Origin of the sequence: Mesorhizobium sp. L2C084A000 (assembly GCF_000502875.1) — a bacterium.
Lineage (GTDB): Bacteria > Pseudomonadota > Alphaproteobacteria > Rhizobiales > Rhizobiaceae > Mesorhizobium.
In genome coordinates this window covers 844,574-865,813 of record NZ_AYWX01000001.1, presented here as the reverse complement: position 1 = coordinate 865,813, position 21,240 = coordinate 844,574, and the positions used below count along the sequence as shown (strand labels likewise).

Genomic DNA, 21,240 nt, shown 5'->3' with positions numbered 1-21,240 from the left:
AGCCCATACAGGGATCTAGCATAGTGATGTCCGCGGCTCGCGTCGGCCAGCCGGTAAAGGCACCCGCCGCTGGGCGCCAGACGTCGCCGTCGCGCACTAAACGCAGATACGTCCACGCGTATCCTGGCGGTGACAGCTTGCGACGCAACTCATCCTCGTCGGCAACGTCGCGAGCGAGATCGGGATTCTCGGCGAGCTTCTTTCCCGCCCACCAGGCGCCGAGCGTGTTCTCCAGCAGAAAGAGGACCATGTAGTCCTCGGTGAAGAGTTGCGTGACGGCAGGAAGCTCGTCCGCACCAATTTTGACCTCGCTGTCGTTCACCTTTTTCTTTCGGTCTGCCTGCCAGAACTGATAGGTCCAGCCTAGCGAGTCGTCCGCCTTGAATGTCTGAGCGGGGAGCCCTTCGACGAGCTCCGACAGGCGCTGTCGTGTCTCGGGCGGTAGCGCCACCGCAAGCACCGGATCGTCCTTCGGAAAGATCGCCGGCAGCATCGGCCCTGCAAATTCAAGATCGGAAGAGCACACGTCTGAACTNGCGAAGAGCGTCCGGTGCCAATGGGCATAGGCCATCTCGCGGATTAAGCGCGGCATCCTAGCTGGCTCGCCCGTGTCTACCGGATCGCCCAACGTCTTGGCGTGAGCGCGCAGCCGAACGCGCAAGGCAGCGTCGGCTTCCGATAGCCAAGATGGGCGCTTCGGATCGGCCACGCCCAGTTGGCGCAAAGCCGTTTCCGACCCCCCCTCGGCTTCGTCGCGCGCCTTGCGCACAACAACCTCTAGGATCTTGCGAATCTCTCTATTTAGCGCAATCGGCACGGCGATCTCCTTCTGACGCGACGGTCTAGCTGACGAGGGTTGGGCCGCGCGCAATGGCTTGCAGCAGTTTCTCCTTCTGCCGCAATACCCAGGTTTCAACGTCCTCAGGCGTGCGCAAAGTGGCGCGCTCAAGTGTTATGGTCTGGACAGTAGGCTCGGCACGTCGCGCAGCCTTCTCGGCGGCATTGGCCTGGCGCTGGCGGACGGCGTCGATGGCGTCGCGCCAAGCGGAGAGTGGCATGCGATCGAGCGTATCAGCGAGCGCCGCATCGTCTTCCGTGCGTGGTGCGCTTGGGATCACTAGCTCAACTTCGCGGTTGAGTGCCTCCTTGACGCCTGCTTCGAGATCTGCATAGGCGGGGAGCTGGGCAAGTTCGGCGAGCACCTCACGGATGCGTTCGGAGAGGAGGCGGTGCGCCGTGGTGATGCGCTGCACAAGGACCTGCCGTAGATCGGCAATCGGCTGTGTCAGCGGATCTAGCGGTTCGAGTAGTTGCCGGCCCTGGCGCACGCCTTCGATCTCGATCCGATCGCCGTCGGCCTCCCGGATACCCTCCGTGTGCCGTGCCAGGCGCGTGGCGAGACTCCAGCGCGCAAGGCGTTGATCTTTGAGTGCGGCCTGATCGTGCCAGCGCTTGATCGCCGCCTCGATCTCATCCCGATGTCTCAGGAGATGGGCGAGCAGCGCGTTGCCGGCGAGCGCCTGCGCCTCGTCCTCTAAAGTCAAGCGCGGCGCGGCTGGCAGCGGTGCCTCGCCGCCCGCGCTTTCGGCGAGCCGACGCAAGGCGCGCACGAAGTTCTTGCCTGATCCCGCGAGATCGTCATCGCCCGCATCGGGGACGAGCGTGCGAAGGAAGCCGCGCAGCTTGATCTTGTCGCGCGGACCGATCTGCACGTCTTCCGACTGGAATGTCGCTCTGCCGATCGTTGGCTTGTCGAGCACCTGCGGTGCGGCCGGCTCGCCATTCACCGTTGCCTTGAGCTTACCAAGCCGCACAAGTGCAACGAGCGCGGCATCGGCTGCCTCGGACGGCCAACCGTAGGGCGTGCGCTCGAAGGTTCGACGCAATTCGGAGCCGGTGCGGCCGGCCCCGAGCTCGGCGAGGATCGCTCGACCAACTGGATGCTGGTCGGCATCGCCCGAGAAGCCGATTGCCGAAAGAGGCTGCTCGCCACCCTCACGAGCAACCCGGATGGCCTTCTCCCAAGACGTGGCCTGGAAGTCAGCCTCTTTGAAGCGGGGGAAAAGGCGCTTGCGCGCAGTCTCGTTCGCTGCGTCGAGCCGGGCGGCGAGCGTCGCCTCCCTCATCTCGGCGCCACCACCGACGAGAACGACTGAATTGTCAACGAGCTGCCGGACGAGGTCCGTTGCGCGCTCAAGCGCCGCGGCCTCGCGCGTCTCCATGCCCCGGCGCGCCTCGTCTCCGCTCGGACCATGCCCACCACCACGCTGTCCGACAACAGCACGCGCCGCAAGCATGTCGACTATCGCGTCACGAAGGTCATTGTTCGACGACTTCGGTATGTAAAGGTGGACGATGCCGTCTTGCGAGCCCTGTGCCCGGGCGGCATCGCGCGCATCTTTCTCCGAAACCTGCCAGCCGGTGCGGACCCAAAGCGGCACGTTGCGGTCGTCGCCCGCAGGAGCCTTTTCGCCGAGATGCGGGGTTAGGCGGCGTGGAACTCTCGCCTCCCCGTGGAGGCGGGATACCGTGGCAAGGACGGCGTCCCGCGCCTCGGCGAGGATCGCCTCCCGCTTGTCGCCCACTGCCGAGAAGTCGTTGGCGTATTGGCCTTTGTATCTCCGAAAGTCCTGCTCCCACGCCCGTCCTTCAGCAGTTTGGATGCGAACCTCCTCGCCAATCGACACGAGGTCACCGTTCTTCACCATTCGCTCGATGAGCTCGCGCACGCGAGCGCGAAAAGCGCCTTGGTCAGCTTTGAGGTCATCGATGAGAAGGTCCGCGAGATGCTCGGCCGTTGCGCGCACACCAATGTCGGCGCCCGTCTCGCGAGGCAGTCGGGAAATTAGGTAGGCGAGCGCGGCGATGCGGCGTGGGAGATCGCCATCTTGCGGATACTCCTTTGGCAGGCTCTCGATGCGCTCGTAGGCGTCGCGCGGCAGGTCGCCTGACTGGACAAGTGCAGCCTTCAGGGCGTCATAGAGGACATCACCCGCCACCGCTGCGCCCAATGGCCGATTGGCAATGTCGCCCAGAGCATCATGCAAGATGCGGAGTTGGGAGCGCAGCTGCGCCTGTGTGCCCTGCCGGTCAAGAGCGCGGAAGGCAGCTTCCCAGAAACGGCGGCGCACAGGAAGTAGCGGATAATCATCGACTCGGATCGTGCGGTCCTCGGGTCGCTCCGCGATGCGGGTCGACTGAAGTTGCCTGGAAATTGCGCCAGCATTCGCGTCAAGCGCCTTAGCCACCGTGTCACGTTCACTCGCCTTTTTACGAAGAAGGACCTTTCGGGTCACAGTCTCAACATCGGCATCGTCGAGTTGCACGCGGACCGTGAATCGATCGAGAAGCCGGATGAGCTGTGGTATGCTCGTCAGCGCGCTCTGTCCTGCACCCACGAGCATGACCTTTGAGCCGAATTCCTTGGCGAAGGTTTCAGCGATCTCGGCCATGGCACCGGCCCGGTCCTGGCTTTCTCCAATATAGATTTGCACTTCGTCGAGCACGATCAACGTCAGCGGAAGCCGGTCGTTCCGACTCTGGAGTTTCAGGACGCGCCGCACGGAATCTGTGAACTGATCCTTCGAAATGTCGTAGTCGGGCGAGCGGAACTGCGCGCGTATTGCGTCGCGAACCTCCTTCGTCGTCGACCCGAGTGTCCGGTCGACCGACATTAGCGCATCGGCAATAAGCGGGCTGACGAAGAGGTCCTCCACCTCCTGCTCAAGGGTGCTCCCTTTCGCCTCGATCGCCGCCCTGACCTCACTCTCGATCGCTCGATCCTTCAAGAACAGCATAAATCGCGCAAGCCCGAAATCTCCGGGCAGGCCGGCTGCTTTTAGCATGATCGACAGAACCGAATAACGCGGCCGCTCAGCTTGCCCTGACAGCATCGATCCTGCAGCGGCGAAAGTGCCGCCGGCACGCGTCGCCTCCTGGTCGAGCTCCTTTAGCGCTGCTCGAACGTTGTCCGGGAGGTGCGGCACTAGCTGAACCGGCGTCATCCCGTCGGACAAGGGGCGGTTCTCCCATAAGAAGGCCAGCATCTTGATCAGATGCGATTTGCCCGAGCCATAGAAGCCGCTGACCCAAGAAGCCTGCTGGCTCGACTTGCTGAGATCACGGACGAAGGTCTCGACGATGCGCACGATCCCATCGTCGTAGCGTCCCTCGCAGACGAAGCTCTCGAGTTCGCCGCGCGACTCAGCCTCGTCGGAGCCGATGCGCGCTTGGCCGTTGTTGATCAGACGGTTCTGTCTCGGGTCGCGGTCGAGGACTTCGGCAATCAACTTCATCGAACGTCTCCGGTATCGTCCAGCGTAATAGACACGGCGTGATAGTCCCAGCTTTCGCGCGCATCGAGCAGCCTGTAGCGGCCGTCCTGAACTCGGCCGGGAAAAAATATGAGCAGGCGCCCGCGGATCGCATGTTCCACACGAGAGATGACGTCCGACACGCTGGCGAAACCGTAGAGGGCGGCTATACCGTGCACAGCGAGAATTGCGTTGGCGTCGTGACTGTCGGCCGCGAGCTCTCCCTGGATCTTCGCGGCAATTGCAGCGGCAACCCGGTCCTCGCCTGCCGAGGCCAGCTCATCTGGCTCAGCGAAGTAGACGTCCCTGTAGCGGTGTCCTGCAAGCCATTCCGCGATCACTGGAGTGAGATCGAGAGCTTTCCAAGACATTCCAGCGGCGCGAGCGCTTTGAGAGAAAAGGTCGAGTTTGCGGCGTAGCGCCCGTTCATCGGTCGGATCGTAGACCACCATAATTACTCGCTGGGCCCCGGAGGAGCTGGCCGGCCAGCCGATCGCGACGTGGGCCGCGAAGGCGTTGGCTAAGCGATCGATCTTCGACATCATGCGGACGCTCCCAAACTGGAGAGGCGGGAGGCATCGATCTCTAACCTCGAACCGAGCTGACGAACGTCAACGAGCCCAGCGGCTCGAGCCCGCTCCAGCATAGTCCTTATCTCCGCTGGCTCTAGGTCGAGGATAGCGACCCAGCCGCTGGACAGAATCTCCTCACCCGTGAACCCTGCGGCTTGCGCGAGCCAGATTGCGAACGCCATCGCAGCCGGCGTGGCAGCGACACTAACCCGCCTCTTGAAAGTGCGCCCGATCAGGTGGCCGGACTGCGCCCAAGAGCTGGAGGCGTTGCGCACGACCTTGTCTAAGGTAGCCTCGTTCAGCCGGTTCCCGACAGCTGCAGATATGGCGTTTCTGATCGAATCGCGCATGAGCTCAGAACCAACTGGGAGGCTAACAATCGGCTTTGCAGTCGCGCGCAGAAGCGGATCTCTAGCCAGGGCCGCGAGAAGGGCGAGAAGAGGAAGGGATTTTGCGTCGAGGGTCCATAGAGTGGAGAGTGTCCGAAATATTGGGATCGACTGATCAAGACCGTAGAGCTCCTTCAATCTCTGTAGGGTCAAGGCACGACCAGACGTAGTCGCCTTCTCCAAGAGATTGTCCTCGATGACGATTTTGTCCAAAGCCTGGCCAGATGAACCCTCTCGAAGCACACGCTCGAGTTCTGCGACCATTATGGTCCGGCTGGTATGAGTGCCCTTAGCTCCCTCACGGAAACCGGCGTCACCTTTTGCGCTAGCAATGAAATCAAAACTGCCCACGACAACTCCCCTATGCAGCTCACATTGAACAGAACTCCAAAGCGCAATGCAAGACCTGTTTTTTTCGCCGGCAAGTTTGCCGGCGAACGTGCCAAATCAAGATGAGGCGCAAGGCCGCAGGTCGCATACTTGCATTGACGGGTCGTATGCGACCGCTAAAGGACGGCTAAAACAGGAGTCCTGCGCATGGCTCAGGACCGGATCGGCGCGCGTGCGTTTTTGGGCAAAGAAGGGTTTGTGTTCGACAAGAAGCCCGGCCAGCTGGATCGCTTATTTCTGAAAGAATTTTCGCCGGAAGATGCTGCTGACATTCGCAGAACTTGGGAAGCTATACATCTAGGTGGCATCCCTTCGACCGTGCTTTACCAGCTGCCGAGAACCGCTAGGCAGGCGAACATTTTATTCTCGCAGGATCGTGCTCGATATGTTGCGACATTCGATTGGCTTCAGTCAGAGATCGCACATTGGCGCCCACAATCCATCGTGGAAATGGGATGTGGAACTGGAACTTTTCTAAGGTTTGTGAGAACCAATTTTCCTGGAACGCGGCTAAAAGGGGTAGACGCTGAAGAGGCGCTTGTGGCGATTTCCCGGACGGTCTCTGACATCGATGTTAAGGCGTTGGACTACCTGAGCGCGGCGGCTGATGACGAGAAGTGCGAGGTCGTCGTTTGCAATTTCGGTTTTGACCTATCTCGATTTCGGTCGTCTACAACTCCCCACACCATCGAAACCATAGGACGAAGTGCTTTTTGCCCTGGTTGCTCGGACGACTTCGCCGCGCAATTTGAGGAATACATTCGAAACTGGCGTGCTGGGGCACATTGGAAGCCAAGCCCGTTCTCACCGGTCGGTTTCCCTCATTTGGCAACATCCGGTCAGTAATACTTGCGGCTGCAGCACATGGATGGCGCCTCAATCTGACACGAAGCCGGGTCATTAAGATCGCCAGTTCAGAAGATGTGGAACGGTTCCCAGCCTTCGTTTTTGAGGCGGGCGAGAAGATCGATGTAAATGCGATGGTTGGCGATGCCGAGCGGATCTTCCGCGGAGCGTAGAGGCGGTCGCTTCCGGGCCAGCCATCGCCTTAACGTCGACGGACCGGATTAGTGTCATTGGGCGCTACCGGCCCCCTCGCGGATCGACATGCTTGCATCGGGACGGCGCTACTTGTCGTCATCTAAGAAGCTCAGATGCTCGCTAAGCATCACCAAGCCCGAAGCCAGAAAGTCTGGCCGGCTTCGTCCGTTGCGCGTGGACTCGGGGTCCCCGTCCCGGTGGGCCGTCACGAATTTCTGCGAGACGAGCAGCAAAGAGTATCCCAGTGGGCGAATACCGTTGCTAATGATCAGCCCTATATGGTCTAGATTACCCAATAAATGGAAAGAATCTGGGGGGATTCGAAATGCAACCTGCCTACCATCCACTTGCCAACATTTTTGGAACTGAAACGAGACATTTGGTGCCTTTGTTTCAACGGCCCCATGTGTGGGGCAAGGAAGAACAGTGGGAGCCGCTCTGGGACGATCTTTCTCACTTGGCGGATAGCCTTGTCACGAAGGTGGCGGGCAATGTCCTCGGCACGGTCGTGCTTGAGCAGACCGACACACACAGCGGACGTGTGACGAGGCGGGAAGTCATCGACGGCCAGCAGCGACTTACGACATTGCAGATTCAGGCTGCAAAGCATGCTTTTGGTGAAATCATCGGGTCGGGCAACGAGCATGGGGAGAAATGCGCGAGGATTGAAATCCCCGGGCTAGAAGCACTGACTTTGAACCCGCCAGGTTATGATAAGAAACGGCACTATCAGAGGTTGTCGGAAGCCACGCGGTCGCATGACTGTGGCTAACTCATCCGGATCATTCCGATTCACCGCTTTAGTGGAACGCAAGTTGTGACAGGTCATAATCACTACTCTAATTGCACTTGTGGTTGGTGTGTTGGCGGTGGGCATGGCGGCCACATGGCGTCGATAGCGGTTCGTGCAGAGCCTCATAAGCTCGAAAGGAATCTTCTCAGGGATTATTTTGTCACTGAGAGACGCCAAGCCGCTTGCCTGGTAAACCCAAATGCCCACTGTCCAGTCTGTGGTGCCAGTGTTTACTTCTACCAAAACGTATTTGGCTCTCGTGTATTTTTTGACGATCTTGGCGGTGACTGGCCCAAGCATGGTTGCACCGACACTCGCCCCAATAAGATATCGTCGAACCGGGTGACGCCAGACGTATTCAACAGCGCGACGCGAACAAGGCGGCTTGCTCAAGCTGCTGGCTCAGTGGGCTTTGCTGTTAGAGGGATATCTGGAAGATCTAAAAATGGCATAGGCTCAATTTTGGTTCGCGTAACCGAAGTGTGGAGCGTTCCTTGCCTCAAGATAATTCTTGGAATTTGCATTTCCGACTCTGAAAATCAGATTATTTTCTCCTGTGACGACCCAAGTGACATGATCGAAGTGGACGATATCGTGGACGTTCATCGAGATGTTGTTTCCATCCTGAACCCGGATACGTTCAACCGCGAAGAGCTTCCGTTGGTATCAGCTTTACGCGTCCACAATACGCTCATCTAATAGATGTCCACGACATCTTACGACAGCTTCATTACATCGACCACCGCAGCTCGCCGATGAAATCCCGAAACCAAACAGCTCCATTGGATCAATCTAGCAATGCCTTACACGGCCACAACAGTCGCCAGCACGATTGATAAGATAAATCGCTCTTACTTCTTGCCCGCCATCCAGCGTCCATTTGTCTGGAATGCAGAGCAGGTGCTATCTCTGTTCGATTCATTGATGAAGGGCTATCCGATCAGTTCATTCCTCTTCTGGGATGTGGCTCCGGAGAACAAGCCGAATTGGCAGATTTATAAGTTCGCAGAGAATTTCCGCTACGGCGAGGTTCACAATGAGATCGCTGAGACCGATGGCAGAGACGTCACTCTCGTGCTGGATGGCCAGCAGCGGCTCACGTCGCTGCTGATCGGGTTGCGCGGATCCTTTACGGTCAAAGCCAAAAATAAGCACTGGGACAGCCCATCCGCCTGGCTGCGGAAACGCCTTTATATCGACTTACTCAAAGACCCAACCCGGTCAGCGACCGACGACAATGCTGAAGAGGGCATTGAAAATCCCTACGGCTTCGAGCTTTTCGAGAATGCGCCGCCATCCGTTCCGGGCAGGTTCTGGATCAAGGTGGGCGAAATTCTAAACTACCCCGGCGATGACGCGTTCGACAGATACAAGGACAACTTGGTCGATAGGCTGCCAGAAACGGCTTCGCGCTTGGATGAGAAGACAGTCAATCGAAATCTCACCCGGCTCCACCGCATGGTGTGGAAGGATGAGATCATCTGCTACTACACAGAAAAGGATCAGGACTATGATCGGGTCTTGGGTATTTTCGTGCGGGCAAACGATGGCGGCACGAAGCTAAGCAAATCGGACCTCATGCTGTCGATGATATCGTCGAAGTGGGCGGACATTTCGGCGCGCGAGGAGATTTATAGCTTCGTTGATATGCTAAACACCCGGCTTGATAAGAAGAACGAAGTAAACAAAGATTTCGTGATGAAGGGTTGCCTGCTGCTCTCGGACTTAGATCATGTTTACCAGGTAAAGAACTTCACAAGCCATAACCTTGAGATCATGCGGAAAAACTGGCCACGCATCAAAGCGGCATTGCGGCGGACATTCCTTCTCGTGAACCGTTTCGGCATCGATCGCGAGACCCTCACCAGTTTGAACGCCCTGCTTCCCATCGCCTACTATCTCTACAAGATCGACACGGATTTGCTGGAGGGCAGCACAGCGTTTGATAGTCGCAACGCCGAGCGGATAAGGCGATGGTTGGTATCATCACTGTTGAACGGGGTCTTCGGCGGAAATTCGGACGGCACCATCGGAGCGTCGCGCAACACAATCCACTCATCGCTGACTGTGGACAAGGAATTCCCGCTCACCGAGCTTTATTCGGCGTTGACCAAACAGCGAAAGCGGGCTGCCAACATTAACGCTGAATCGCTGGCAAACGTCATTGAAATCAAATATGGGCAGAAGCCGACTTTTCTCGTTCTGTCGCTCCTCTACGATGACAAGAACTGGGGGGCGATTCCCCATCATCTCGATCATATTTTCCCTAAGTCGCTGATCAATCGGCGCACGTTGATGGGAATGAATATCCACTCATCCCGCGTCGACGAAATTCTTGAAACAGCAGACAGAATAGGAAATCTGCAGCTGCTCACTTCGCACGACAATCTCATCAAGACCAATCAGAAGTTCGAGGAGTGGATCCAGACGAGGGATCATTCGTTCCTAGACCGCCATCTGATCCCAGAAGACCGGCAATTATGGGACCTACGAATGCTGCCGGAATTCGTGGCTGCTCGTGAAAAGCTAATCGCAAAGCGTCTTCTTTCCCTACAAGGTGACGTGGCAGATACAAGTTCGCGCGCCACAGCCTGAGAGGACAGACATGGAAACCTTATCCGAGAAGATGCGCCGCCTCAGCGACGAGCGAGAGCGGATTGCCGCTGAAGAAGCCACGATGCACGACGAAGCGGTGGCAGAACTTGAGCGAGTGAATGACGAGATCGAAGCGCTCGAAGCGAGGAAGGAACAGCTCGAGGCGTTCCTTGGTCTAAATGAAACGTCGCAGAGAGCCGGACATGGGCAGATTCTGCAACTTTGTCTTCGGGCAGTTTCAGAAAGTCCGCGGCCTCTATCGTCTGCCGAAGTCAAAGACATCCTCGAAAAGGACAATCCGGGGATGAAGTTGACATCCGTCCCTGGGACACTCAGCCGACTGGTCACCCAAGGTCGGATGCGAAGGGATGAGTTCGGCCGCTATTTGGCGGCGTGAACAGCCGTTGTGAATGGATCCGTCGTTCAGCGTCAGTTGGCGTTGCGGTCGCGAAGCGGATGCGGAAGTCTACGAAAACGTAGGCGGCGCGCCCAGCTTCTATTGAGCCGACGTTACTAGAGGTTGAAACAAAATGCCTCATGGAAGCAAACCCGGCCATCGATTTAAAGGCCATGCGCGGTCATTTTTGGCGGTCGTCATGATGCTACAAAATAGTATTTAAGCTATTGATTCGATTAATTAATACAAGAATTCAATCCTCAGACGTTTGCAGATTTGAAACTCGCGATCAACCCTCTCTCATACATTTTTATGGAACTCGATTGACAAATTATGAAAGTGCATTCAGTTTCATAATCGGAACAGAAGTGCTGCTGGCAAGGCGGCCAACCATGGGGAACTGACATGAAGTCACTAATCGCATTTTCGACGGTTGCAGGTTTAACACTCGCAGCCTCAGGGGCGGCGAAAGCGGAGGATGCAGCGCTCTCGGGCAAGACCATATGTGTCAACAGGTATGCCTCGGCACCTGTCATCGATGACATTCTGAAGGGCATGAGTGAAGGTCTAAAAACTGCAGGGGGCGATAAGGTCGTTCAGAACATCCAGAACCCCGAGGCCGATGCGGCGACACAGCAGACGATCGCGCAGCAATTTGCGAGTGGTGACTGTGATCTAATCGTGGTCATCGGCACCGCCGCCGCTCAGTCAATACAGCAGACCACCAAGACTGTGCCAGTGGTGTTCGTCGGCGTGTCGACGCCCGTCGAGGCCGGCATTGTTCAGTCCCTTGAAAAGCCAGGCGGCAACATGACAGGAGTCTCGGATCCTCTTCCCGTCGAATCGGAAATCGACGGCATGCTGGGAATCCTGCCGACGATTGAGACCATCGGGCTCATCTACAAGGTCGGCGATCCCGCAGGCGATCCGCTGGCGGCGCGCGCGGTCGCGCATATCGAAGCCAAGGGGTTGAAGCACGTGACCGCCGGGATCGCCAATGCTGGCGAAACCACGCAAGCCGCGCAGTCGCTCGTTGGACGCGTCCAGGCGATCGAGTTTCCCTGCGACACGACGACGATCTCGGGCATGGCCGGCGCCCTGAAGGTTGCCAAGGATGCCAGGCTTCCCGTGTTCGGCTGCACATCCGATGCGGTCAAAGGCGGCGCGATCCTGGCTGGCAGCTACAGTTACGTCACTGTCGGGCAGAAGGCAGCCGACCTTGTCGTGGCGGTGCTGAAGGGTGCTGACCCCGCCACGACGCCGGTTGTCATTCCCAAGATTGCCGGCTTCGAGATCAACAAGACCGAAGCCGACGCCTTGGGGCTCAAGATCCCCGAGCCTATGATGACCTCGGCGGTCAAAACCTACTGAGGCGTCGTATGCTGATCGATGTGCTTGTCATCGGAGCCCAGATCGGGCTCCTCTACGGACCGTTGGCGCTGGGGATTTACCTCGCGATCAACGTGCTGAGCCTGCCGGATCTGACCCTTGAAGGCTCCTTCGGCCTTGGCGGTGCGGCCGCGGCAAGCAGTCTCCTCATGGGGGTCGATCCGGTTACGTCGCTGCTGCTCGGCATGTGTGCCGGCGCCCTTGCCGGCCTTGTGACCGCGCTGCTGCATGTGATCCTGCAGATGAACGTTCTGCTTGCCGGCATCCTGATGACCACGGCAGCGTGGTCCGTCAGCATCGCGGTGATGGGCACGGGCAATGTCTCTCTCGTGCGGGTTGCTACGCTCTTCACCTGGGCCGAGGCTCTGGGCTTGCACAACCAGCCCGCTTCGATCCTAGTGGCGGGCGCCGTGACGTTGATTTTTGCGACATTCCTGGTCTGGCTTCTGCACACTGGCTACGGCCTTGCGACACGCGCAAGCGGCTTGAACATACAAACCGCGCGCAGCCTGGGCATCCGCACCGAGATGCACCAGGTGCTTGGCCTGATGTTGGCCAATTCGCTGGCCGCTGCCTCGGGCGCGCTGGTGGCGCAGAGCCAGGGTTTCATGGACGTTTCCATCCAGGGCGGCGTCATCGTCGTTGGGTTGGCAGCCCTGACGATCGGGACAAGCGTCATTCGCTCCGACAAGGTCGCCGTCGGCATCGCTTCGGTGATCATGGGCGTGATCATCTATCGCTGCATCGTGGCGCTGAGCCTGAGGTTGGGCATTCCGCCGAACTCCGTTCGGCTGATCACGGCGTTGCTGGTCTTCGCCTTTATTGCGGCCCGCATCCACGGCAAGGGCACGCTTACGATTTCCGGGTTCGAAGGCTGGCGTGCCCGTCGGCGCAAACATGTGCAATTCTTGGAGAATGATCGTGTCACCACCCTTCTCTGAGCGACGCATTGGTGGCGCACCACCAGCGATACGTCTTCGCCACGCGACGAAACGCTTTGCCGGCCTTGGCAAAAAGGAAGTCTTCACCGCACTGGATGATCTGACCCTTGATATCGCGCGCGGCTCCTACGTTGCGCTAATCGGATCCAACGGTGCTGGAAAGTCCACCCTGCTCTCAATCCTGATGGGGACGCTGCTCCTAGATGAAGGGTTACTCTCCATTGACGATGAGGACATGAGCGAAAAGCCTTCGTGGCAGAGGGCTTCCAAGATTGCCCTCGTTCGCCAGAACCCCGAGCACAACGTGCTGTCCTCACTCAGTATCGAGGAGAATTTTGCGCTCGCCGTGATGGGCAAGGAGCGTGCCTTCCGCCTACGTCGCTATGACCGCAATGGCGTGAGGCTCGCCGCGAGAAGCGCGCTTCAGCGATTTGGCATGGGACTGGAAGACCGACTTGGCGAATCGACGGGCACTCTGTCCGGAGGGCAACGCCAGGCAGTGGCGATGGCGATGGCCGCGGTGCGCAATCCGCGTGTTCTGCTGCTCGATGAGCACGTGTCGGCGCTCGACCCCAAGCGCGCGAAAATCGTTGCTGACGTAACCGGGGAGATAGTGCGCGCGCAAGGCATCACGACGGTCATGGTCACGCATGACCTTGGTCACGCGCTCAGCCATACCGATCGCGTGCTGATGATGCATCGCGGCAAGGTGGTGATGGATCTATCGGGCGAGAAGAAAGCAGCGCTCGACCTGGCCGAGCTTGCCGGCCAATTCGAGAGACTGGTCGGTGAGGCACTGCCTGACCGCACGCTCTTGGCGGCGGCTTCCTGATGAGGGACAAGATGACGGATCGGAACGCGCCAAGTGCCTCGCCGACTGCAACCTCGTCAGGCCGGAGCCAAGCGGCTACTGCGGGAGCGCATTTGGCATTGGGTGATCGCTACGTCGCCGCGCTGAATGCGCAGATCAAGGGCGGGGGTGGCGAAGGCAAGAGCGCGCGCACGCGCGCAAAGCTGAAGCGGGCGGCTCTCGATTGCTTGACGGAAAGCGACCTTGCCAGCCTTACCATTGGCTCGATCACCGGCAAGGCAAAGGTCGCAGCAGGAACATTCTACCTGCATTTCGACAGCATCCGTGACCTGGTGCTTGAGGTCTTCTCGGAGTTCGCCGCCGTCGACATCGCGCCAGCAATTCCCGAAGGCGACGAATTTGTCGACCTGTTCTCCCAGATGAAGGCGACATTCATCGAGATCGTCGGAGCTTTCCGCCGCCGCCGGATGTTCTTTCGATCGCTGTTCCAAATGAAGCGGCAGGACGCGGAAGCCAACGCGGTCTGGTTGAAGCTGACGGCGCAATGGGCCGAAATACTTTCGGCAATCGCCAGGGATCATGCGAAGCAGCCGGTGCCCGCCGCGTTCGATCGGTTCATTGGGCATGCAACGAGCGCGTTCGCCGACGAGATAATGACCCGCATCTATGTCGACGAAATCTTCGGCGCGGCGTTCCCCGACGATCCGCGTAATGACGAGCACGTGGCGGAACTCCTGGCCTTCACCCGCCATCGCATGCTGTTCGGCTCCGATCCCGACCCCAGGCTGCTAACGGCGAATTCCCCACTCAATGGTTTCTCTTACCCTGCCAAACAGTCCTGAAAGGACCCCCAAGCAGGCAACAGTGCGAGGATACTCATGACACTGCGCTATCAGCATTTCATCACGCCCGAAGGCACGAAAGAATTCCCGAAAGTCGTCCGTGGTGAGGGCGTATATATCTGGGACAGCACCGGTCGCCGTCTGCTCGATGGATCGTCGGGTGCCATTTCGGTCAATGTCGGCCATGCCCATCCCAGGGTCCTGGAAGCGATGCGCGACCAGATGGGGCGCATTATTTATGCTCACAGTATGCGATGGGACAACGACCCCAACGAGCGGCTGGCCGACAGGCTCGAGCGCCTCAGCAATTGGAACTATGGCGCTGCCTTCTTCGTCTCCGGCGGCTCGGAGGCCAATGAGGCCGCGATCAAATTCGCCCGTCAGGTGGCGGTGGCGCGAGGTCAGGCATCGCGCTTCAAGATCATCAGCCGCATACCTTCCTATCACGGGGCGACAACGGCGCTTCTGGGCATTACCGGTGACCCTGACTACGCGGCCGCCTACCGCCCGATGTTTGTCGAAATGCCCAAGATCGACGCGCCGCTGATGTATCGGCGCCCCGCCGGCGAAAGCGAGCAGGATGTCGTCGACCGTTGTGTTCGGCAGCTGGAAGAAACGATCCTGAGCGAAGGTCCCGAAACCATCCTCGCCTTCATGATCGAACCGGTCGGCGGCGTATCGACCGGAGCCCTGGTTTCCCCGGACAGCTATTCCACCCGCATCCGCGAGATTTGTAACCGCTATGGCGTAATGCTGATCTACGACGAGATCATGAGCGGCGCTGGCAGGACGGGCAAGTTCCTCGCCGGTCATCATTGGCCGGATTGCCGGCCCGATATCGTCACGCTCGCAAAGGGCGTCAGCGGCTCCTATGCGCCACTCGGCGTGGTCCTGGCGTCGGCAGACATGGTGAGCGATGTGCGCCGTTCGGGCGGCTTCAAGCACGGCCACACCTATTCAGCCAATCCAGTCAGTTGTGCTGCATCCGACATGGTTCTGACGGTTGTCGAGGAAGACGGTCTCATGGAGCGGGCGCGGAATTTGGGCGCGCTGATCAATTCCCGATTGGAGGACATCAAGGGCAAGACCGGCATCATCGGCGACATTCGCGGACTTGGCCTGCACATGGCCGTAGAGATCGTCGCGGACCAAGTCACCAAGGAGCCGTTCGCGGCGGAAATGCGGGCGAGCGAGCGGATAGGAATGATCTGTCGCGACCACGGACTGCTCTTGTTCTCGCGGCGCACGGCCGGCGGTTCGTTTGGAGAATGGCTGATGGTCTGTCCTCCGCTGACGATCAGCGAAGCTGAAATCGAGGAAATGATGGAGTCGTTCACCGCCGGCATCCGCGCTTTCGAGAGCGAGATTTCGGCGCAGCCGGGATTGCGCGCGAGCGCCTGAACGTAATGGCGGCAGCGTTTGCCGCAATCAGAGAACTTGCTGATTGAACGGCGCTCGTCGAGTGCCGAAAGGAAGAGGCATGGCCAAAGCGCAGATGATCGGTTGGGCCCACAGCAATTTCGGGAAGTCCGCGGCCCCCGACACCGAAACGTTGATGGCGGAAGTCGTTGGGCCGGCGCTCGGCCATGCCAGCGTCGGTCCCTCCGACGTCGACGGGATCTTCGTTGGCGTCTACAACAACGGTTTTTCGCGTCAGGATTTTCAGGCGGCACTTGTCGGTATGAGTCATCACGGCCTTGCCGCGACCCCCGCTGTGCGTTTCGAAAATGCCTGCGCGACGGGTTCAGCCGCTCTTTTTGGTGCACTCGATTTCATCGAGGCCGGCCGCGGACGGATCGCTTTGGTGATTGGTGCCGAAAAGATGACCGGCCTGCCTTCCAGCGAGGTTGGCGATGTCCTGATGTCCGGCTGCTATCGCAAGGAAGAGGCGGACGTGGAAGGCGGTTTCGCGGGCGTATTCGGTGGCATCGCGCAGAACTATTTCCAGCGGCATGGCGACAGATCCGAGGAACTGGCGATGATCGCCGCCAAGAACCATCGCAACGGGGTCGGCAACCCCGTCGCGCATATGCGCAAGGATCTGGGTTTCGACTTCTGCAATACGGTATCGGAGCGTAACCCCTATGTCGCCTCCCCTCTGCGGCGAACGGATTGTTCCCTGGTGTCGGATGGTGCTGTAGCCATCGTCATAGCGGACGACGAGACGGCGGCCCAAATGTCTCGTGCGATCGCATTTCGCGCCAGAAGCCATGCCAACGACTTCATGGCGCTGAGCTGGCGCGATCCAATCGCCTTTGACGGCGCGAGGCGGGCCTGGGCATCGGCGCTTGGGACCTCCCGCTTGGCAATTGATGATCTCGACCTTGTCGAGACACATGACTGCTTCACTATTGCGGAACTGATCGAATACGAGGCAATGGGCCTGGCCTCGCCAGGCCAAGGGTTTCGCGTCGTGCGCGAAGGGATTGCGGAACGCTCCGGCCGCCTGCCGGTCAATCCTTCCGGCGGCCTTAAGGCGAGGGGCCATCCGCTCGGCGCGACCGGTGTCTCCATGCATGTGATGGCGGCACAGCAACTGATGAACGAGGCCGGCGGCATGCAGGTTTCGAATGCGAGCCTTGCCGGTGTCTTCAACATGGGCGGTGCTGCCGTCACAAACTACGTCTCGATTTTGGAGCGGGTGCGATGAACGGAGGAAATGCAGGTCCGATTGAACCCGTGTCGACGCGGGTGATGAACCTGTCGCATTTCGTCACCCAGGCGGCGCGCCGATTTCCCGAACGGATTGGATTTGTCTGGGGAGCCAAGAGTTGGACATGGCGCGAAATTGATCGGCGGATCGATGCAATGTCTTTTGCGCTTGCCGAGACCTATGGGGTCAAGAAAGGCGATCGCGTTCTCGTGCAGTCGCAAAACTGCAACCAGATGTTCGAGTCAATGTTCGCCTGCTTCCGCATCGGTGCGGTCTGGGCTCCCACCAATTTCCGGCAGACACCGGAAGAAGTGGCTTACCAGGCAGAGGCAAGCGGCGCCGCGGGGATGATCTGCGGCAATATGTTTGCTCACCACCAGAGCGCTTGTGCTGCCTCCTGCGCGCCTCTGCGCTTCTTCATATCGATCGGCGAAGCTGCCTTCGGTGCGGACTACGACAAGGTCGTTTCGCAGCATGACGGTAGGCAGGTCGAAACGGCGGCAGTTGAACGGGACGACCCTTGCTGGTTCCTATTCACCTCTGGCACGACGGGTCGGCCTAAGGCGGCAGTGCTGACGCACGGCCAGATGGCGTTCGTCATTACAAACCACCTTTGCGATCTCATGCCGGGGACGACAGAGGACGACGCATCGCTGGTGGTGGCACCACTGTCTCACGGCGCAGGCGTCCACCAGCTGACACAAGTGGCGCGAGGCGCCAAGACGGTGCTGCTGGCGACCGACCGCTTCGACATAGAAGCGGCATGGGCCCTGATCGAAAAGTGGCGCATCACCAACATCTTCACCGTCCCCACAATTCTCAAGATGCTCGTCGAGCATCCTGATGTAGATCGGTATGACCACTCATCGCTTCGCCATGTCATCTATGCCGGAGCCCCGATGTATCGCATGGATCAAGAGCACGCTCTGACGAAGCTCGGGCCTGTTCTGGTCCAGTATTTCGGGCTGGGCGAGGTGACAGGAAATATTACGGTTCTCCCGCCCAACCACCATCGACTGGGTGACGGTCCCGATGCGAAGATCGGCACTTGCGGCTTCGAGCGAACAGGGATGCAGATTGCCATCAAATCCCCCGATGGTGTCGAACTCCCACTCGGGGAGACGGGGGAAATCCACGTCATCGGCCCGGCCGTTTTTCCTGGATACTTCAATAATCCGGAAGCAAATGCGAAGGCGTTCCGAGACGGCTGGTTCTGCACCGGTGACATTGGGCACATGGATGAGGAAGGGTTTCTATTTATAACCGGCCGGGCGTCGGACATGTATATTTCCGGTGGTTCGAACATTTACCCGCGCGAAATCGAGGAGAAGATCCTTGCGCATCCCGGCATCAATGAGGTGGCTGTGTTGGGCGTGCCCGATCCCGTGTGGGGCGAAATCGGGATTGCTGTTTGCGTCGCCGCACCTGGCGCCGACGTCGCAAGACTCGACATCAATTCCTGGCTGACGGACAAGATTGCCCGCTACAAGTTGCCGAAGCGGTATCTGTTTTGGAGCGATCTGCCAAAATCCGGTTATGGGAAGGTGGCCAAGACGAAAATCAGAGAGATTGTGGTCGGCCGCAAGGGCCCAACCCTCTGATGGCGCTGGATTCCGTCGGCGATCCGCAATCAGGCTTGGCAGGTATATCGCAGCGGGTCAGTGGACCTCCGTCGGCACTCCGCTGAGGGCCATAGTCAGTGCTGCTCGTCCTCAGCCAGTTCTCCCGCAGGCCGCGGCCCCGTCTGTCGGTGTTTTGCTATTGGAGCGCGTGGGCAGCCTCGGCATGCAGGCTGTGTTTTCGGGACTGGCTTTGATCAACGTCGCGCTGGCATGTTGTTTGGGTCTAGTGATTGTGCGCCGTCGTTGCCTCACGGTTCAAGTTCATTAGGTTTATCGGGCGGTTTTTTGGGTCATTTCCAAGCACGTCACAGTGTTACAAAGTGGCCACTAAGTCGTTGATTTTACTAACATATACCAGAGTTCAATCCTCTCTCGCAGCACCAGTTTCCAACATCCTTGTTGCCGCACATTCGTCCTCTGCATTTGCAAGGGCGAGGCGGCTACACGGGAACGGCGCGGCCGTCGTGTTGGCGGACCTCATCAGCGGTGCATTGCTCCAGAAAATGGCTGCCACAGGCAACTCCAGCCGAAGCGCATTCCCGGCAAGACACGATTCGTTAACCAAGATGCTGTTCATCGACATGACGTATTGTGGCATGGATGCCCGTCTGCGTCGGTCAAGTCCATGCTTGTCAGGAAGAGGGCCGAAAGGCTCCTGATCTGGGCGGAACCTAAAACCGCCCGAAACAAAAGAACGTGCAAGGCATGAACGTGAGCGAAAACGTGCAAAACGCCCCCGGTGCTTCCCGTCTTTGGACACTGCCGGCCATCATGGCAGCGTTCTTATGTCTGTTCGTTACCGGCGCGTTCGCGGAGACGCGTGCTTTGAAGATTCAACATCTCCATACGGGCGAGAAGGCTGAAATCGTGTTCAAGCGCAATGGGCGCTATGATCCGGCGGGATTGAAGAAGATCAATTTGATGCTGCGCGACTGGCGTCGCAACGAACCGACGAAGATGGATCCGCGCCTGCTCGATCTTGTCTGGCAGGCCTATCGCGCCAGCGGCTCGACAGCCTATATTCACGTGGTCAGCGCCTATCGGTCGCCAGCGACGAACGCCATGCTGCGCAGCCGCTCGAAGGGCGTGGCTCGGGAAAGCCAACACATGGTTGGCCGCGCGATGGACTTCTTCCTGCCGGATGTGCCGCTGAAGAAGCTGCGCGACATCGGCCTCAAGATGCAGGGCGGCGGCGTAGGCTATTACCCGACCTCCGGCTCGCCTTTCATACATATGGATGTCGGCAATGTGCGGCATTGGCCTGGCATCAGCCGCCAGGAACTCGCAAGGGTATTCCCGAACGGCAATACGCTGCATGTGCCGAGCGACGGCAAACCGCTGCCCGGTTATGGGCAGGCGTTTGCCGCCTACAAATCGCGCAAGGGCGCCGGCACGCCCAACATCGACCTGGCAAGTGCCGACGGCGGCAACCGCAGGCCGCGCGGCCTGCTGGCGACGCTTTTGGGTGGGCGCGGCGCGGACGAGACCGATGATGTCGCCGAAGCGGTGCCGGCGCCACGCAAGCCGGCCAAGTCCGTTGAACCCAGGCCCGCCGGCATCGCAATCGTGCCGCCACAGGATGCCCAGCGCGCCGACATCCAGACGGCTTCCGTCGATCGGGCCGAAGAATCGCCGATCGGAGCGGAGGGAAAGACGCCTGAAGCGATCGTGATGGCGATGGCGCCGGGCTCAGTGCCGCTGCCAGCCTTCGCCCCGCGCACCGGGTCAACGGCCAGCATTCCGACCCCGCAAATCGCGCCACTTGCAACAGCCAACGCTTCCACGGCGCGGGCCGAGCTGGCCAATCCAGCAGCAACCGATGCTGAAATTCCCTCGGGCAAGTCGGATGCCGGCCCCGCGAGCGGCGCGCCGGACCTGGTGGTGCTCAACATCCCGTTGCCGACATGGCGGCCGGAAAGCCCGACAAGGCCGACGCGCCAGCCTGACGCAGACAAATCCGGCGATGCGGTCGCTGCCTTGCTGGCCTTGAACCACGCCGATGACGGCCACAATGGGTTGGCCGGCCAGCGGGTCTCGGTTGCCCAATCGAAGCCCGAAGATCGCGTCAGGACCAGCCCGAAGGCCGACCGTGTCCAGCCAAATCTCGATCCCGAAGCTACCGCGGTCATCGTGCCGGCAGCGTTGTCCGGCCGGCTGATTGAGACGGGTCGTGGCATCGCCGGCGGAGCTAGCCCTGCGGCGGCGCCCGTCATTGCCGCCAATCTCATCCGCACAGCGCCGGAGCACATCTATCTCGATGGATTCCAGCCGCGAGGACAGACCTCCGATCACCGACGCTTCACCGGTTCAGCGGTCAAGTTCCTGCCCATCGCCAGCTTCAGATAGACGCAAGCCCTCGTTCGAGCCGACGTGGATGTGTTGCACGACTGGCTTGGCTGTCATGGGATTGCAAGTCATGCCGAACTCTCGATGGTTCTGTAAGAAAAGTTCCAAATTTGACAAACATGTGCGAAATTGTAAGATAATTGTCT

16 protein-coding genes are annotated in these 21,240 nt (G+C 59.2%); 13 read left to right on the top strand and 3 right to left on the bottom strand.

Going from position 1 to position 21,240, the window contains the following annotated elements:
• Nucleotides 1-842 precede the first annotated feature (842 nt).
• From brxC to X735_RS26180, 3 genes are read right to left on the bottom strand one after another with little or no spacing between them, the layout of a single operon-like run.
• Nucleotides 843-4,295 (bottom strand): BREX system P-loop protein BrxC, encoded by a 3,453-nt coding sequence (gene brxC / locus X735_RS161770; protein ID WP_023809232.1) that lies wholly within the window; start codon nt 4,293-4,295, stop codon nt 843-845.
• Nucleotides 4,292-4,858 (bottom strand): hypothetical protein, encoded by a 567-nt coding sequence (locus X735_RS161775; RefSeq protein WP_050592628.1) that lies wholly within the window; start codon nt 4,856-4,858, stop codon nt 4,292-4,294. Before X735_RS161775 ends, brxC begins: the two co-directional genes overlap by 4 nt.
• Entirely contained in the window at nt 4,855-5,625 is a 771-nt protein-coding gene (locus X735_RS26180) for a hypothetical protein (protein WP_023809230.1), read from the bottom strand. Before X735_RS26180 ends, X735_RS161775 begins: the two co-directional genes overlap by 4 nt.
• A 186-nt stretch (nt 5,626-5,811) precedes the next feature.
• On the opposite strand from X735_RS26180, the gene X735_RS0133545 reads away from it, so the two are divergent.
• The 13 genes from X735_RS0133545 (at nt 5,812) to X735_RS161830 (ending at nt 21,094) form a co-directional block, all read left to right on the top strand.
• Nucleotides 5,812-6,510 (top strand): class I SAM-dependent methyltransferase, encoded by a 699-nt coding sequence (locus tag X735_RS0133545; RefSeq protein ID WP_031212450.1) that lies wholly within the window; start codon nt 5,812-5,814, stop codon nt 6,508-6,510.
• Between the two features lie 520 nt (nt 6,511-7,030).
• Nucleotides 7,031-7,477, top strand: coding sequence for a DUF262 domain-containing protein (locus tag X735_RS161785; protein WP_023809227.1), 447 nt, complete (start codon nt 7,031-7,033; stop codon nt 7,475-7,477).
• A 114-nt stretch (nt 7,478-7,591) separates the two neighbouring features.
• Entirely contained in the window at nt 7,592-8,197 is a 606-nt protein-coding gene (locus X735_RS1000000168555) for a hypothetical protein (RefSeq protein ID WP_155930540.1), read from the top strand.
• Between the two features lie 99 nt (nt 8,198-8,296).
• Nucleotides 8,297-10,093: a DUF262 domain-containing protein gene (locus X735_RS161790; protein WP_023809225.1), complete on the top strand. Its 1,797-nt coding sequence runs from the start codon at nt 8,297-8,299 to the stop codon at nt 10,091-10,093.
• Between the two features lie 10 nt (nt 10,094-10,103).
• Nucleotides 10,104-10,490, top strand: coding sequence for a hypothetical protein (locus X735_RS161795; protein ID WP_023809224.1), 387 nt, complete (start codon nt 10,104-10,106; stop codon nt 10,488-10,490).
• A gap of 405 nt (nt 10,491-10,895) precedes the next feature.
• Complete coding sequence (locus tag X735_RS161800) at nt 10,896-11,861, top strand: ABC transporter substrate-binding protein (protein ID WP_081734749.1); 966 nt, start codon at nt 10,896-10,898, stop codon at nt 11,859-11,861.
• Between the two features lie 8 nt (nt 11,862-11,869).
• Nucleotides 11,870-12,820 carry an ABC transporter permease gene (locus X735_RS161805; RefSeq protein WP_050592627.1) on the top strand — a complete coding sequence of 317 codons (951 nt, stop codon included), beginning with the start codon at nt 11,870-11,872 and terminating at the stop codon, nt 12,818-12,820.
• Nucleotides 12,801-13,652, top strand: a complete 852-nt coding sequence (locus X735_RS161810) for an ATP-binding cassette domain-containing protein (RefSeq protein WP_196815289.1) — start codon at nt 12,801-12,803, stop codon at nt 13,650-13,652. Before X735_RS161805 ends, X735_RS161810 begins: the two co-directional genes overlap by 20 nt.
• Nucleotides 13,653-13,744: 92 nt before the next feature.
• Complete coding sequence (locus tag X735_RS1000000166720; RefSeq protein ID WP_196815288.1) at nt 13,745-14,473, top strand: TetR/AcrR family transcriptional regulator; 729 nt, start codon at nt 13,745-13,747, stop codon at nt 14,471-14,473.
• A gap of 36 nt (nt 14,474-14,509) precedes the next feature.
• The gene (locus tag X735_RS161815) at nt 14,510-15,874 is read left to right on the top strand and encodes an aminotransferase class III-fold pyridoxal phosphate-dependent enzyme (RefSeq protein ID WP_023809219.1); all 1,365 of its coding nucleotides are present in this window, start codon (nt 14,510-14,512) and stop codon (nt 15,872-15,874) included.
• A 79-nt stretch (nt 15,875-15,953) separates the two neighbouring features.
• Entirely contained in the window at nt 15,954-17,123 is a 1,170-nt protein-coding gene (locus X735_RS161820; RefSeq protein WP_023809218.1) for an acetyl-CoA acetyltransferase, read from the top strand.
• The gene (locus X735_RS161825) at nt 17,120-18,727 is read left to right on the top strand and encodes an acyl-CoA synthetase (protein ID WP_023809217.1); all 1,608 of its coding nucleotides are present in this window, start codon (nt 17,120-17,122) and stop codon (nt 18,725-18,727) included. The genes X735_RS161820 and X735_RS161825 overlap by 4 nt, the downstream gene beginning before the upstream one ends.
• 846 nt (nt 18,728-19,573) lie before the next feature.
• Nucleotides 19,574-21,094, top strand: a complete 1,521-nt coding sequence (locus tag X735_RS161830; RefSeq protein ID WP_245273065.1) for a DUF882 domain-containing protein — start codon at nt 19,574-19,576, stop codon at nt 21,092-21,094.
• Nucleotides 21,095-21,240: the final 146 nt, after the last annotated feature.

What these genes read in the sequence shown, in the direction of transcription:
- brxC (WP_023809232.1), bottom strand. Translation starts at nt 4,295, where the DNA reads ATGAAGTTGATTGCCGAAGTCCTCGACCGCGACCCGAGACAGAACCGT.
- X735_RS161775 (WP_050592628.1), bottom strand. Translation starts at nt 4,858, where the DNA reads ATGATGTCGAAGATCGATCGCTTAGCCAACGCCTTCGCGGCCCACGTC.
- X735_RS0133545 (WP_031212450.1), top strand. Translation starts at nt 5,812, where the DNA reads ATGGCTCAGGACCGGATCGGCGCGCGTGCGTTTTTGGGCAAAGAAGGG.
- X735_RS161785 (WP_023809227.1), top strand. Translation starts at nt 7,031, where the DNA reads ATGCAACCTGCCTACCATCCACTTGCCAACATTTTTGGAACTGAAACG.
- X735_RS1000000168555 (WP_155930540.1), top strand. Translation starts at nt 7,592, where the DNA reads ATGGCGTCGATAGCGGTTCGTGCAGAGCCTCATAAGCTCGAAAGGAAT.
- X735_RS161790 (WP_023809225.1), top strand. Translation starts at nt 8,297, where the DNA reads ATGCCTTACACGGCCACAACAGTCGCCAGCACGATTGATAAGATAAAT.
- X735_RS161795 (WP_023809224.1), top strand. Translation starts at nt 10,104, where the DNA reads ATGGAAACCTTATCCGAGAAGATGCGCCGCCTCAGCGACGAGCGAGAG.
- X735_RS161800 (WP_081734749.1), top strand. Translation starts at nt 10,896, where the DNA reads ATGAAGTCACTAATCGCATTTTCGACGGTTGCAGGTTTAACACTCGCA.
- X735_RS161805 (WP_050592627.1), top strand. Translation starts at nt 11,870, where the DNA reads ATGCTGATCGATGTGCTTGTCATCGGAGCCCAGATCGGGCTCCTCTAC.
- X735_RS161815 (WP_023809219.1), top strand. Translation starts at nt 14,510, where the DNA reads ATGACACTGCGCTATCAGCATTTCATCACGCCCGAAGGCACGAAAGAA.
- X735_RS161820 (WP_023809218.1), top strand. Translation starts at nt 15,954, where the DNA reads ATGGCCAAAGCGCAGATGATCGGTTGGGCCCACAGCAATTTCGGGAAG.
- X735_RS161825 (WP_023809217.1), top strand. Translation starts at nt 17,120, where the DNA reads ATGAACGGAGGAAATGCAGGTCCGATTGAACCCGTGTCGACGCGGGTG.